Here is a 15,150-nt window from a genome sequence, read left to right on the forward strand (position 1 = left end):
AAAGACTGGGCCTTTTTTGTATGCGTTGAGTTAGGGGTCGCCCTACGGTCGAATGAGTCCCGCTTGATCGCAAGCCCGGCCGTTCCGCCACTACACTAAAGGCTCAGTCGAAAGACTGGGCCTTTTTTGTATGCATTGAATTTAGGTATATCCGGCGGTCAGCGCTCAAAAACTGCTAACTTGATTCGATTAGCTTTGATTGTGGCTTTTGTGTCGCGATAGCCTGCATGACGCCAGAAGTCATGATAACCATACAGCCTGTCAGTTGTAGTGGGCTAAGAGCTTGGCCGAAGAGCAGCCAGGCCAGCGAAACGACAGCAATAGGCTCGAGGTAGGACAGTGTGCCGAAAGTGGCCGAAGGTAGCTCACGCAGGGCGACAACGGCAAACAGGATTGCCAAAAAGCCCGGGATCAGCCCAGCGATTGCCAGCCATGCCCACTGAGTCAGCGTAATGGACTCATTTTGTGCCAGCATAAAAGGCAGCATACAGGCGGCACCGACCATCAATTGGTACCAGCTTCGGGTAAAGACGTGAACGTGCGGCGGAATGGAGCGATTGATCAAGATAAAGCCGCTATAACACACCATTGCAAGAACGGCGTACAGCATACCGAGCGCGTCCTGCGAGCCTGTCCCGAACTTAAGCTTAAATTCCATCATCATGGCAAAGCCCAATAAGGCAAGCAGGATCAAACCAACAGATTGAGTGTTTAGCCTTTCCGAGAATAGAAAATGGGCCGAGATCGAAGCGACGACGGGAGCCAGATAAATCGTCATGATGGCATTGGCCATGCTGGTATAACTCATGGCCTGAATGTAAAAAACGATGAAGCCGGCAAGCAAGCTACCGTTGATTATGACTTGCCAGGAAGGCCAGCGTTTAAGAAGCGCGAGCTGTTTATCAATCGTTAAATAACCCAGCATGATGAGTCCGCCGAGAAAGAGGCGAAAGAAGGTCACTGTTTCCGAGCTGAGGTTCGCATAAACGGCAATGGTGCCAATTGTTCCCATAAATACGGCTGATAAAGCGGCCAACACTAGATAGAGTGCTGTGCTGTTAGTCGATTTATCAAAATTCATTCCACATCCTTTTGTTGCAATTTTGTTGCTTTTAGATGGCTATCATACGGTCAATTATTAAAATTGCTATTGCAGCATGCGTCTAGTTACTGTTTTTTGCTCTTAAGATTTACAACTTAATGATTTTAAGTAAGATATGTATCAATATTGAACGTTGTGCAATTAATGCTAGATGTAAGATCGAATGATGAAAATAGTATTAGTGGAAGATGACTTCAGCTTTAGGGCCCAGCAAGAAAGCTACTTCACTCAGCACGGGTACGAAGTGGTTCTTTCGACCGAGTCATCGGCAGCCGAACTGGTCAAAGCTCTGCAACCCGAGATCGTTATTATTGGTCTTGCCAACCCCGGATGTGACAGTTTGGGGCTTTGTCGTCAGATCAGGCCGCATGTATCGAGTAAAATTTTGTTGTTAACCCCTTTTGAAGATGACATCGAACATGTGGCAGCCCTTGAAATCGGTGCCGATGATTTTATTCAAAAGCCAGTGTCACTTCGTGTGCTGCTGGCTCGGATCCGGGCCCTGTTACGCCGTAAGCAGTTTGATAAACCTGAAAAAATTGCATCGGTACGAAAGAAAATTGAAGTTTGTAATGATAGGCTTGTTTGTGGTTCTCTGAAGCTAAACAATGCGCGAAAATGTTGTATGTTGGGAACCGAACAGGTGTCATTGACCGGTTCTGAATTTGATTTGCTGTGGTTGTTGGCCTCGCGATCGGATGAGGTGTTATCTCGTGAGTTTTTGGTCAAGGCGATCCGGGGCATAGATTACGACGGTATAGATCGCACCATTGATAACAAGGTAGTTACCTTGCGTAAAAAGCTTGGTGATACGCCGTCGTTTCCAAGGAAAATCATCACCGTCAGAAGCAAAGGGTACTTATTTACACCAGACAGTTGGTAGTGTGCCGAAAAACAATCAAGGTTGAAGAAGATGTTAGGGAAAATATTGAAACGCACGCTATTAGGGATAATGGTTAGCGCAAGCCTGTCGACGACTGCAGCCGCGGCTCCCGTCGGCTGGGATGAAGCCGGAAAAGAGTGGTTAAGCCAGCAATCTGCGCACTTTTCGGTGCATTTTGTTGAAGGTCATGAACAAAGCGCCGCCAGGGTACTCGATATTGCCGAACGGGTGCGCAGTGAGCAACTGCCGTTTTTTCAGTCAGCGCCGCAAGCCAGAACTGAAATAGTACTGGTTGATGATTTCGATTTTTCTAATGGCTGGGCTACCCCGTTACCTTTTGCCCAGATCCGTTTGTTTATGAGCCCGCCGGAGGACGGCGGTGATCTGGCTACCAGTGATGACTGGCTTCACTTGCTTATCCGTCATGAATACGCCCACATTATGCATATGGAGCTAGCCACTGGGGTTCCTAAAGTCTTGCAGGGTGTATTCGGGCGCCAGGCTTTTTTCTTTCCCCATGCCTTAACCCCTTCTTTGTTGCTAGAAGGCTTGGCGGTGTATTTGGAAACCAATGAGGAGTTGGGTTACGGACGTCTTCAGAGCAGTCAATATGCCATGAAGATGCGCATGGAGGTGGCCAGCGGTGATCTCAAAGATTTAGAGCAGGTTGCGGTGGCCAACAGAGAGTGGCCGCTGGGCTACCAATATCTCTATGGCGCTTATTTTATTCAATACTTGTCAGAGACTTATGGCGAACAGAAGGTTCAGGCCTTTCTGACTGGTTATAGCCGCCGGATTATCCCGTATTTCTTGCTCAACCGCACGGCCAGACAGTCATTTGGCAAAGACTTCAATGCATTATGGTTAGATTTTCAGGCTTACCTGGAGAAAGAGTTTGCCCCGCAACTGGCCCAGTTAGAGCAACAATCAGTAGTTGGTAAAGATCTTGGTATTGAGGGTGGGAAAGAGTTTCAGCAGACCCCGTATCTGCAGGTAGTGACTCAGAGCCAAAGCGGCCTGCTGGTTAATCGCAACAACGGAGAAGATCGTCCGGAGATAGCATCGTTTGATCTGGAAAGTGGCAAGTGGATACCGTTAACGGCCAGTAAAGATATTACCGCGATGTCATCGCACCCACAGTCTGGGTTGGCGGCGTCTCGCCTGGTGCATTATGCCGACGGCAGAAGCTACAACGATTTGTTCCTCTATCGTGATGGCCAGTGGCAGCAGTTGACTGAGCGCCAGCGTTTTCGAAATGTACGCTGGATGCCTGATGGCAAACAGCTTATCGCCAGCCGTAAGGTAGCGGGTGTCAGCGAACTGTGGTTAGTGGATGTCCAATCTATTGATCAGGCCCAGGCTCCAGTTCGTGTTTGGCGCGGTGATTCGGAAACGGTGCTAGGGACTTTCGACATCTCGCCGACAGGCAAAGAGCTGGTGGCGGCGGTGAAACGACCTCGGCAAGGCTGGAACCTAGAGGTACTGAGCCTTGATAGCAAGACATGGCAACCGATAACAGATTCCAAAGCGGCTGAAAGCAGCCCGAGCTATCTCCCTGATGGCCGTATTCTGTATAGCGCCGATTATGAAGGTGTATTTGATGTTTATGTGCTTGATCAAAGCAGCGGCGACGTTGAACAGTGGACGCGTGAGCTAGGCGGTGCACTTCGGCCTGTTTGGCAGCCTGGTGCCGGGCTGGTTTATCAGGCCTATGAGAAAGAAGGGTACCAGTTGCGTTATTTGCCGGCCCCTCGCGTACTCTCGACTCAACCTATTGAAAATCTGCAGGGCCGCTATGACTATCCGCCGGTCGTTGAGCAAGTGGTAGAAAAGAGCGAGCCCGAAGCCTATAGCCCATGGTCAACGCTTAGACCACATAATTGGTTGCCGCTTGTGTACATTGATGATGCCAGAACCCAGATTGGCGCACTGACCTTTGGCTCAGATGCCCTGGGACGCCATAACTATCAGCTGGCGGCAACATGGGATTTTGATAACGAGCTGGTTGATGCCAATCTGGTGTATCAGTATGACAATCGCTGGATGGCCATATTAAACAGTAGTCATGATTACGACAAGATGACCTTTAATGGTCGAAGTGATTACCGCATTACCCGTGATGACTATTTTGTGTTGCAGCGTAATCACATCGTAACCGCCTTTGAAGATCAGCTTAGCTTGCATGCCGGCGGGGTGCTCGATAAAGAGAGCCTTGTATCCCAACCTGACTTTGCCAGCATGATTGCGTTCAGGGAAACCAACGAAACGTTGGCTGGGTTGGCAGTAACATTTGATAACCGCGAAGCCTACCTCAATGTACCGGGCATCGGCTGGGGGCATTATCTGGATGTGGTGGCTGAAACCAACGCCTTGTTTGACAGCGACTATGATGGTCAGAAGTATCAGGCCCAATGGAAGGGAACCTGGGACCTGCCGGGAAGAACGACCCTGACGGCAAGATTGGGAGGCGGTTATGCTGACGATGATGCTAAGCGTTTCCGTCTTGGCGGAAAGGACTTGTTCGAGGAATCTCGCCTGTTTGGTCGTGATACACAAGCGCTGCGGGGCTACGATGACTCTGTCCAGCGAGGTCATCGCTATGCGACTCAAAGGTTGGAGCTGGAAACTTGGCTTGGACGAATTGAGCGTAACTGGTCGTTGTATCCGGTGGGTGTCGGTGATGTGTCAGGTTCGGTTTTTGTCGATTCTGGGGCTGCCTGGGATTCCGGCGACGATCATAAGCAACTCACCGGCGTCGGTGCACAAATTACGGTCGAGGCTGAGCTGGGCTATAACCTGACGTTACCTATGACATTGGGTTATGCCCACGGACTCGATAGCAATCTGGGTAAAGACGAAGTGTACTTCACGGTATCAGGCAGCTTGTGGTAAACGTCTAATTCCAGAGAATGGCTCGCTACAAGACATTGGTATAAGCCTAATGTCACTATACTGATAACAGTTTCCATGACGTGAGCCGTAGAATGAAAACTGTCTGTCTGGTTTGTGATTTTGGGTTTGGCCAAGGTCATCGAGGATGAAAATCCTATATCTGAGCTATTTTTCCCCACCGCATTGGCATGCCAGTGCAAATCGTAGCTGGCGTTTTGCGCAAAATCTCGCCCGGGCAGGATGTGAAATCCAACTGGTGAGAGAACAAGTCCCGCTGCGACATATGAAAAGGGAAAAACAAGCCTGTTGGCAGCATGACACCCTGATTGCGAACCAGGCAGTGGCTTCATGGCGAATTGAGTGGTTATGGCGTCGGGAGCAGGATATGTGTTGGGGCTGGGTCATTCCGAGCCTGCTGCAATGCTGCCGGCAAATTATAACTAATCGGCCAGATGTCATCATGGTTAGTTGTCCGCCGTTTAGCAGTGCGATGGTTGGTTACTATCTGTCGCGATGGTTCGACTTGCCGCTGGTGCTGGATTTTCGAGATGGCTGGTCGCGGGCCAGTTATTTTGCCAAAGGAAGCATATCGCGCTGGGAAAAGTGTGCATTGAGGCAGGCAACCAGGCTGGTTGTCACCTCGCAATCAGACTGGATCGCCTATCAACGTCTAGCCGGGAAAGGCAAGGTTGTCTGGATACCTCATAGTTATGATTTTACCCTTGATCATGCTTCCGAAAAACATGCGTCGTTTACTCTCGGCTACTGCGGAACCTGGGATAGCTTCCGTCGCTCGGCAAAAGGGATTTTGAGCCAACTGGCTAAGGTTTCGTTTCCAGTTCGGTTTATTAATATTGGTCATTACCAGCCGGGATTTTGCCGACTGGTCGACGATTATGGCCTTACTGAATCGGTAGTCATGACCGGACCGGTAGATAAAGAGCAGGTCAGAGGGGCGCTGAGTCAGTGTGATGCCTTGTTTATTCAAAATGGCCCGCCGGATCGCGGCAAGAAAGATACTCACCTGGCTGCCAAGGCGATAGATTATGTTGCCAGTGGCAGGCCAATACTAGCCGAACTGCCTGAGGGAGAAACACTGAGCTTTCTGCGGCGATATGCCGGACAACTCTATGAAGTGAGTACCGGGGATCCGGCAACCTATCAGCAGCAGCTACATGCAATGTACCAACAATGGCAGCAACACCCGCAACAGGTATATCGCTCCAGTGACGAGTTCTATCAGGCTTTTGATGCCCGGGTACTAGCCGGCCGGTTATACAGGATTTTAGATGAAGCGCGAGCATAAAAATACGGCCGTTCAGCCAACAGAGAGTGTGGGAGTCTTTCTGTTGTTAGCGGCTGAAGGCCGTATGGAGTATGTGATGTCGCTGGAAGTTACTGCAGTTCCCAGTCGCCTCCCAACGCCTTGTTCAGACCGGTAGCCAGATTGGCAGTCTGCAGTTTCGCAGCAATGACCCGATCAGCCATAATATGCTGCTGGCGTTGGGCATCCAGAACCGTTAGGTAGTCAACTAACCCCGCAGCATACAGCGACTTGGCTTTCTTGACGGCTTTATCCGTTTCGGTTTTAGATTCCAGTACCAAGGCCTGATATTGCTGGCTGTTCCCATAGCCGTTTAGCAGGGTTTCCACCTCGCCTATGGCCCCGTTTACGGCGTGTTGGTAAGACAGGGCGCTGCTTTTAAAGCGCGCCTCCTGAATATCGATAAGGGCCTCACTGCGCCCGCCATCAAACAGGTTCCAGCTCACGCCGATATTGGCTATCCAGGTTGCCGAATCACTGCTGAACAGGTCGTCAAAATCCTTGGCAAGCACGCCCGGAGCACCGGTGAGGTAGAATTTCGGATACTGGTTGGCGATGGCTGCACCGAGCTCGGCGTTGACGGCAGCCATTTCCCGTTCAGCTATGCGAATATCAGGTCTGCGCTGGAGCAAGTCGGAAGGCAGGCCGGTTGGAATGATCCCGCTCAGCTCAGGAACTGGCTGAGAAGCTGAGAGCAACTGGTTTTGGCTGAGACGGGTCTTCATCCCTGCAGGTGTTTCGCCCAATAAGATAGCCAGCCTTTGCTGGTGGACACTTTCGGCGGTTTGCAGTTGGGGGAGCACGGACTTTGTCGCTGCCAGCATGGCTTTGGCCCGGGCAAGATCCAGCTCGGAACCGTAGCCGCTTTTGAGCATCTTCTCAATCAGCGCAAGCGTTTCTTCCTGATCGCGTACCATGTCTGCGGCAATTGCCTTTCGTGCCTGAGCACCGCGCATCTGCAGGTAGTTATGGATGACGTCTGAGGTGATCATCGTCGTCAATCCCTCGCGGAATATATCAGCCTGCTCTTTACGGATCGCGGCTGCCTGGGCCTGTTTGTCGATGCGACCGAACAGATCCATTTCCCAAGCGATGGTGGCACCAGCGTGGAAGGCTTCCTGATTGGAGTCGACCAACGTAGTGCCGAGCGGGTTGTTGCTTGATACGACCGGCCCAAGCAGGGGATCGTTCTCACTCAAGCCAAATGATGAATATCCGGCCCCCAGGCTGACTGTCGGCACTTTGAATGACTCCACCATTTGTTGGTAAGCCTGCGCGGCCTTGATGCGTTCGGCTGCGATTTTCAGCGGAATGTTCTGTTGCTGGGCATCGGCGACCAATTGGTTCAGCATTGTGTCGTTGAACTGATACCACCAAGGGCTGGTACTTGCCAATGCCGCCTGCTGGCTGATGCCTGCTGTTTGCTGGTACAGGTACTCAGTGTCGAGTGTCTGTTCCGGCGGCTGGTAATCCGGCCCGGTGGCACAGCCTGATAGTATAAGGGCAACAACGATCGGTGATAGTTTACGCAGTTTCATTGCTGAGCTCCTTGGTATGAACAGCTGACTCGGAACGGTAGAACAGGCGATACAGCGCCGGCATGACAAACAGTGACAGCACAGTTGCTGCCGCAAGGCCGCCGATGATGGTGGCTGCCATCTGGTCGAACAAACGGTCGGAAAGCAGTGGGATCATCCCCAATGCCGTGGTCAGCGCTCCCATTGAAATGGCCATGGTGCGGTTGAGGGTTGCCTGGGTGATCGCTTCCTCCAGCGGTCGGCCGTTGGCACGCTCTAGCTCTATCTGATCCATCAGCACGATACCGTTTTTGATGATCATGCCTGACAAGGCAATCGCACCGATCAGGGCCATAAAGCCGAATGGTTTGTCGACCAGTAGCAAGAACCAACTGGCACCGGTAGCTGCCAGTGGGACGCTCGTCATAATAATGATTGGCTGTTTGAACCCGTTGAACAGGGCAACCAGAATGATCACCATGATCAGAACAGCTTTCGGTAGTTGCATGAAGGTGTCGACTACCGAGCGATGTTCGTCGTAGTATTCGCCACCCCATTCGAACTGGTAACCATATGGTAGTTCGATGGCTTCGATTGTCTCGGCAACCTGCAGGCGTACTTCTGAGGCCGTTTTACCATGGACATCGGCCTGAACCGTAATCGCTGGCAGGCGGTTACGACGCCAGATCATGCTTTCTTCTGTTTTTAGCTCGAAGCCGTCAACAACCTGACCGAGTGGTATGCTGTGCAGGCCAAGCAAGGAGCGCACTGGCAGGGTCTCCAGAGAATCAATATCTGCTGCTGCGCTACGTAGTTTTATCGGGATCAGTTCGTCACCCTGATGAAGCTGGCTTAGCGTAACGCCATCGGTAGCGCGCTTGATGGCCAGGGCAACATCGGTACGGTTGATACCGGCGCGGCGAGCCTGCTCCTGGTTCATAACAGGAACCAGTACTTTGCTCTGCTGGCGCCAGTCGTCACGGATGTACTTGGTATGCGGGTTAGAAGCCAGTACCTCCTGCGCTTGCTGTGATAGCTGGTGCAGCACATCCGGATCAGGCCCGATGAAGCGTGCCTCGATACTGTACTTATCCTTGGTGGCCAGCTTCAATGGACGGAAGCGTGGTTCGGCATGCGGAAACTCAGTCTTCAGCCACTGGTCGCCACGTTCGACCAGATCGACAATTGAGTCATAGTCCCGGGTGTTGATCAGAATTTGTCCGTAGCTTGCATCAAAAGGCTCCGGCTCGACAGTTACCGAGAAGCGCGGGGCGCTGGCACCGACAAAGGTCGAGATGTTCGAGACTTCTGGCTGTGTCAGTAGCCATTTTTCAATTTTCTTCATGTCTTCGGAGGTTTGCTCAATCTGGGCACCGTTTGGCAGCCAGTAGTCAAGGAAGACCATAGCCCGATCTGAGCTCGGCATGAAATTGACCGATATTTTGGGTACAACAAAGGCAGTAATAGCCAGCAGCGGGATCAGGAGCGTAAGTGTCTTTAGAGGACTGCTCACTGTAAAGTTTACCGCTCGATAGTAGAGAGATGGTTTGGCGGCTGCATTAGTATCAGCGTTTGATGGTTTCGGTTTGATCCAAAGCCAGCACATCAACGGGGTGACGGTCATGGCGACCAGCCACGAAAGCAAGAGTGACGAACACATGACCCAGAATACCGAGACGGCAAACTCGGCGGAGTCTGTCTGCGAGAACAGTACCGGGGTTGCCCCCATGATAGCTATTACGGTCGCCCCCAGCAGCGGAATGGCCGTTTCCTGAATGGTTTCCCGGCAGGCTTTAAGACGTTCAACCCCTTTATTCAGCTTGGCAATGATCATGTCGGTCACCACGATGGCGTTATCGACCAGCATACCCAGCGCAAGGATAAAGGTACCCAGTGAAACCCGCTGGAGATCGATGGCGGTGAGCTTCATGTAGATCAGCGTCAGCAGAATGGTTAGCAGCAGGCTGCTACCGACGATCAGTGCACTCTTGAATCCCATGAACAACCACAGGATCACGACCACAATTGCGACACTTTCGAGCAGGTTGGTGACGAAGTTGTTGATTGATTTCTCAACTTCCTCCGGCTGAAAGGCAATAGTGTTGATGTCGACGCCGATAGGCAGCTCTTGCTGGTAGTCGGCGATAATAGTGTTAAGCGAGTCGCCCAGTGATACAACGTTGATCCCATTAACCGGGCTAACCGCCAGGGTAATGGCATCCAGTCCGTTGAAGCGGCTTTCAGAGAGGGCCGGAGTTTGGTAGCCCATTGAGATTTTGGCGATATCGCCCAGGCGGATCAGGCCACTGCCAAGATTGCCGACACCGCCTTTGATGGTCAGGTTACGGATATCATCTAGCGATGTAAATTCACTGCCCTGATCGATTCGGATTCGTTCGATACCGGCCTTGAAGCTACCGGCATCATAGGTCATGTTCTGGCTGGCCAGTTGGTTGAGTACCTGCGTAGAAGAAAGGCCGTATTCGGCCAGACGCTCATCCGGCAAATCAATATTGACGACCTGATTGCGCACGCCATGCAGTTCGATTTTTTTGATCCCTTCAACGGTTTTCAGTCGTCGCTGCAGCTCTTTGGCGTACAGACGCAGCTGGCTGGGTTCGACACCGTCACCGGAGACGGCAAACAGCATGCCGTAGACTTCAGAAAACTCATCCTGAATGATACTGATCTGAGCTGTCGCCGGCAGGGTTAGCTTACTATCAGCAACTTTTCGGCGCAGTAAATCCCATTGCTGAGGAAGCGCTTTTGAGTTGGTGGCTTCCTGCAGGTCGACGAAAATCATCGAGCTGCCCGGGCGGGAGAGCGAACGCAGCTTCCACAGCGACCCCATTTCCTGCAGCTTGGTTTCGATTTTGTCGGTTACTTGTTCTTCAACCTCGGCAGCCGAAGCTCCCGGATACAAGGTAACGATGACGGCACTTTTGACCGTGAACGACGGATCTTCAAGCTTACCCAGCTTGAAATAGGAGAGGGTACCGGCAATGATGCACAGCACGCAGAAGAACGAGACGAAGGTCCGTTGCTTGATAGCAAATTCAGCTAGATTCATTGGCACCACCTCTATTGAACCGCGGAAACGACTTGGGTCGAACCGACTAACTGGTTGGGTTTGAGGTAATGGGCACCAGCGGTGACTAACTTGTCTCCGGACTGAACATTGCCGGAAATACAGGCCTGGTCGCGATGAGCAGACTGGATATCGACAGGGCTAAGAACCGCTTTACCGTTTTTCACCACGAAAACGCCGGTGCCGTTATCGGAGCTGATAATGGCAGAATAGGGCACGCAGTAATTGTTCTTGGTTTGTTCGTAGGCAATGTTCAGTTCTATTGCCTTGCCGGGCAGCAGGCTGATGTTATCGCTATCCAGTACATAGGTGAGGGTGTAAGTTTGCTTGATTGGATCAGGTAAGGTGCTGGTTTCTGTTAGCTGCGCGGGTATCGTCTGCTCTGCGCCATACCAGCTCACCGTGGCTGTGGTGGCATGACTGACCTGCGAAGCCAGGCTCTCCGGAACATCAATCACAGCCTGCAGTTGTTCAGGTTGATGTAGCGTGAACATCGGAAGACCGGGGGCGGCCTGTTCGAACTGCTCGTTGAATCGCTTGCCGATAACTCCGTTGAAAGGAGCCTTGAGCTCGGTATAGCTCAGGGCATCCTTGGCTTTTTGCAGGTTCTGCTGCACCACTTTTACCATTGCGTTACTGCGTTTGTACCCGCTCATCGCCCGGTCAAGGTTGACTGCAGCGATTGCGTTGTCGCCTGTCGCCTGTTTTACCCGCTTGAGTTCAATGGCAGCAAGTGCCTGGGCGGCCTTGGCCTCTTCCAGTCGAGCTTCCAGCTCCATGACCGTTACCTGATAGTCATGGGGATCTAGCCGGGCGATAACTTGCCCTTTCGTTACCGCGTCACCGGTACTGACAAGTACTTGTTCAATAGTGCCGGGAACCTTGAACGCCAGATTGGCGCTGTCAACGGCTTCGAGTACACCGGAGAAGCGTTTAATACCCTGTTGGCTGTTTGCTCCTAGTTCGATAACCTGCACCGGGCGAGGGGATTTGTCGGCCAGCTTGGCCGGGGCTTCTGTACAACCGGTTAGCACCAGAGCGGCTAACGGGGCCAGAATAAAGAGTGATGAATGTTTCATGATTGACTCCCACTGTCATTTGGGAGCCATTGTAGGGATTAGTGTACTAGCGATATGCATGCAAGCGTGCGAAATACTGTCACGAAAAACGTGACAATAAGTCGACTTCTTTGCGTCTCGCCGCAGATGTCAGGTTGGCATTAGGTTAATACCTGTGACAAAGCTAGAGGATCTTGGGGATCTCGGTAAGCAAGTGATCGATGAGCAGTCGAGTAGCCCGGCTAACGCCGTGACGGTCCGGGTAGAGTAACCACAGCTCTTCATTTTTAGATTGATAGTCAGGCAATACCCGAACAAGCTCACCGCTTTCCAATGCGCTGACAGCCAGTAGTAAGGGTAAAAAACCAAGTCCCTGCCCGGCAATCATAGAGCGCCGGATAAAGTTGGTACTGTTACTGCTGAGTTTAGGAAATACCTTGATGTTGCTATCAGTAAAATGCCAGCTATCTTCAAGGCTGCCGTCTGGCCAGCGATAACAGATACAGCGATGATTGGCGATATCATCAACACTCTCCGGCATACCATGCTGCTCGATATAACCTGGGCTGGCGAGCAGAAATCGGCTGAGGGCGGTGATTCGCCGGGCGATATAGCTTGAGTCCTGAAGCTGCCCGATGTGAAAGGCCAGATCTAATCCTTGTTCATAGATGTCATGGTAGCTATTGCTGCTGAATCGTACATCCAGCTCAATCTCAGGGTATTGATGCTGGAAGGCGGCCAGGATCGGCTGGATGGCTTCGTCACTGTCGGGCAGGATCCCCATTTTGACTTTACCGACAGGCCTGTCGTCCAGTTTGTCGATGGCTTCCTGGGCTCGTTCGATCCCTTCAACCACTTTCAGCAGTTCCTGGTAGTACACCTCGCCATGCTGGGTGAGGCGTAGCTTACGGGTAGTGCGGAAAAACAGTTGGGCATTCAGGTGCTTTTCAAGTTCGCCGATCCGTCTGCTCACATTGGCTCTGGGAAGATCCAGTGCGTTTGCCGCGGCGCTAAAGCTACCGAGCTGAACGACGGATGTGAAGAGTTTGAGATCGTCGAGACGCATAACAAGATTGCCTAACTGAGTGAGAAACTCGGGTTAGTGTGGCTCAACCTGAAGCAGCAATCAATCTTTACCAATGCTGCTTCTGACAATAGTGAAGCTTCTAACGATGAATTAACCTTGGTGTCGTTTTGGGTATTGTACTTTAAACTGATCAAGGGTTATGCCAAACCACAGCCGGTCGTCAAACCCGTTCTCGAGGCGGTAGTAATCTTGCTGGCGACCTTCCAGAATGAACCCTGTTTTTTCAAGTACCCGTGCCGAGCCAATGTTACCGGCGTAGCAGTCTGCGCAGACTTTATGTGCCCCGAGCTGCTCAAAGGCCAGTGTCGTTGCAAACTGGCAACCGAGCGTGCCAATCCCCTGTCCCCATGCGTGCTCTGGTAACTGGTGACCCACTTCGTAATTGCCCGTTAGCATCATTACCGGCGTAATACCGAGCATCCCCATGTAAGTCCCTTCGGTGTCCCGGATAACAAATGTTGGGCTGTCCGGCCATTCATTGTTTGTGATGGCTTGCTGGGTATTTTCAATAATCGGCGTGAAAAAGGCCTCGTAGACTTCAACCGGAGACGGAGCAAAAAACAGGTACTGGTTGACAGTTGGGTTTTCTAGCATTGTAACGATATCGTCAAAATCACTCTGCTGAATCAGCCGAATCGATAATGTTTCGTTCAGCAGGCATGAATGGCCATGCTTCAGTGATTGGTATTTTTCTGTATTTTTCATGCTTGTCTTTTGCCTTTCTTTCCTAAGCATACCTAAATAGCTTCTTCGCTGTTGATTGCAGTATCTTAGCGCTGGCCCGGCAGCAATGATTGAACAAAAACGACAATTTTAAGATGATTCAAAGTCACCATAGATATCGATGATGAGATTTCTCGTATTGAGGTAACTGCCGGGTGTTTCACCGATTGACTTTTTGAGCATTCGGATCAGATGTGGCTGATCGCTGAAGCCAAACTGCGCGGCGATACTGGCCCAATCAAGCTGGCCTTCGGGTTGCTGGTAAATAAAAAGCAGTAATTTGTCGAGCCGCACCATCAGTTCGTATTGCTTTAAGGTAAGTCCGGTGACTTTGGTAAATGATCGCTCCAGGGTTCTTCTTGAACACGCTAACTTATGTTCGATGCCATGGGCTGCTTGCTGCGCCAAGATCTGCAGGGCCTGGTTTACGAGCAGGCTGTGGCGATCTTCGGTTGTCTGCCCGATGATGGCAGCAATACGGTTATCTAATGCTTCTATAATTCGGTATTGATCTGTTTTAAACGGAAAAAGTGCTTCGAGATCTTTTGGTTGCAGCAGCGAATGAATGGCAGGTAAATCATTAAATGTCTGGTTTATGGTCGCTTTACCGTCTAGGCCAAAGAGCTGGTATTGTGCGCCGGGAAGGAATTTTACCCCGAGTCTCAATACCTGCTTGTCATCCAGCAGTGTCAGTGCCCGTGTCGATGGCATAATAATATGCGAACCGGTTAGCTGCACAAGCTTACTTCGATCTTTATCTGCATACTGATAATGATGAATGGCGTCAGGTGGTGTTATTACCAAGTGACAGCTTGGGTTTGGGATCAATACGGGGGATGGTCTTTCCATCTCTCCATAGTTGACCTCGAGTAACCAATAGCACTCTACAAACTGGGCGACGGTTGGATCTAAAGGGGCCTTCTTCCAAGTATTCATTTTTGCATTAACGCTGAAGAGAATTATTTATTTTACCAGTCATAATTGATTATTGGAGGCGGTTTCTATGTGTTAGTCAGAATAACTGAACCTTGGCGATATTCGTAAGGTTAGTTGGTAGGCTTCGCTAACTGATAAGTATAGGTAGTAAAAGTCACTGTAAGTGTTTGATTTTATTTGCCATCATCTTGGTGTAAAGTTTGCTAATCATTGATGTAATTAGAAAACTACCAGAGGACAATGAAATGGAATTTACCGGTGTTGCAATAGTGGCGATTGTTTTTGCCTCTATAGGGTTACAGCGTTATTTCAAACATAAGGCTGAGATGAAAAAGCTCGAAAGCGAGGGCAGTAGCAGTGAGGTTCAGCAGCTGCGCCATGAACTGCGAACATTGCAACAACGTGTCGATGTGCTTGAGAAAATAGTGACAGATAAAGGGTATCAGTTGAAAGAAGAGATCAAGAACTTATAACTGCTTTCCAATAACCCAAGTTTTGTGATGACACGACTAGCACATGGCCAGTCGTGTCCAGAATCAT

11 protein-coding genes are annotated in these 15,150 nt (G+C 50.8%); 4 read left to right on the forward strand and 7 right to left on the reverse strand.

From position 1 onward, the window contains the following. Positions 1-175: 175 nt before the first annotated feature. Entirely contained in the window at positions 176-1,081 is a 906-nt protein-coding gene (locus L4D19_RS04465; protein WP_428451409.1) for a DMT family transporter, read from the reverse strand. Positions 1,082-1,265: 184 nt separating this feature from the next. Between L4D19_RS04465 and L4D19_RS04470 the strand changes: the two genes are divergently transcribed. From L4D19_RS04470 to L4D19_RS04480, 3 genes are all read left to right on the forward strand, one after another. Next, on the forward strand, positions 1,266-1,985 hold the full coding sequence (locus tag L4D19_RS04470) for a winged helix-turn-helix domain-containing protein (protein ID WP_428451410.1): 720 nt from the start codon (positions 1,266-1,268) through the stop codon (positions 1,983-1,985). 30 nt (positions 1,986-2,015) lie between these two features. Beyond that, entirely contained in the window at positions 2,016-4,877 is a 2,862-nt protein-coding gene (locus L4D19_RS04475; RefSeq protein WP_428451411.1) for a TolB family protein, read from the forward strand. Positions 4,878-5,022: 145 nt separating this feature from the next. After that, a complete protein-coding gene (locus tag L4D19_RS04480) occupies positions 5,023-6,183 on the forward strand; it encodes a glycosyltransferase (protein ID WP_428451412.1) in 1,161 nt (386 codons plus the stop codon). A gap of 89 nt (positions 6,184-6,272) precedes the next feature. Here L4D19_RS04480 and L4D19_RS04485 read toward each other — a convergent pair whose 3' ends face one another. The 6 genes from L4D19_RS04485 to L4D19_RS04510 form a co-directional block, all read right to left on the reverse strand. After that, positions 6,273-7,739, reverse strand: a complete 1,467-nt coding sequence (locus L4D19_RS04485; protein WP_428451413.1) for an efflux transporter outer membrane subunit — start codon at positions 7,737-7,739, stop codon at positions 6,273-6,275. Then, positions 7,726-10,788 carry an efflux RND transporter permease subunit gene (locus L4D19_RS04490; protein WP_428451414.1) on the reverse strand — a complete coding sequence of 1,021 codons (3,063 nt, stop codon included), beginning with the start codon at positions 10,786-10,788 and terminating at the stop codon, positions 7,726-7,728. Before L4D19_RS04490 ends, L4D19_RS04485 begins: the two co-directional genes overlap by 14 nt. Before the next feature lie 11 nt (positions 10,789-10,799). After that, positions 10,800-11,885 carry an efflux RND transporter periplasmic adaptor subunit gene (locus L4D19_RS04495; RefSeq protein WP_428451415.1) on the reverse strand — a complete coding sequence of 362 codons (1,086 nt, stop codon included), beginning with the start codon at positions 11,883-11,885 and terminating at the stop codon, positions 10,800-10,802. 163 nt (positions 11,886-12,048) lie between these two features. Next, entirely contained in the window at positions 12,049-12,930 is an 882-nt protein-coding gene (locus L4D19_RS04500; RefSeq protein WP_428451416.1) for a LysR family transcriptional regulator, read from the reverse strand. A gap of 111 nt (positions 12,931-13,041) precedes the next feature. Beyond that, positions 13,042-13,656 carry a GNAT family N-acetyltransferase gene (locus L4D19_RS04505; RefSeq protein WP_428451417.1) on the reverse strand — a complete coding sequence of 205 codons (615 nt, stop codon included), beginning with the start codon at positions 13,654-13,656 and terminating at the stop codon, positions 13,042-13,044. A 108-nt stretch (positions 13,657-13,764) separates the two neighbouring features. Further along, entirely contained in the window at positions 13,765-14,610 is an 846-nt protein-coding gene (locus L4D19_RS04510) for a helix-turn-helix domain-containing protein (protein WP_428451418.1), read from the reverse strand. A 245-nt stretch (positions 14,611-14,855) separates the two neighbouring features. Between L4D19_RS04510 and L4D19_RS04515 the strand changes: the two genes are divergently transcribed. Then, positions 14,856-15,083 (forward strand): nitrite reductase, encoded by a 228-nt coding sequence (locus L4D19_RS04515; protein WP_239410997.1) that lies wholly within the window; start codon positions 14,856-14,858, stop codon positions 15,081-15,083. Positions 15,084-15,150 lie beyond the last annotated feature (67 nt).

It is taken from the genome of Photobacterium kasasachensis, assembly GCF_050336885.1.
GTDB lineage: Bacteria > Pseudomonadota > Gammaproteobacteria > Enterobacterales > Vibrionaceae > Photobacterium > Photobacterium kasasachensis.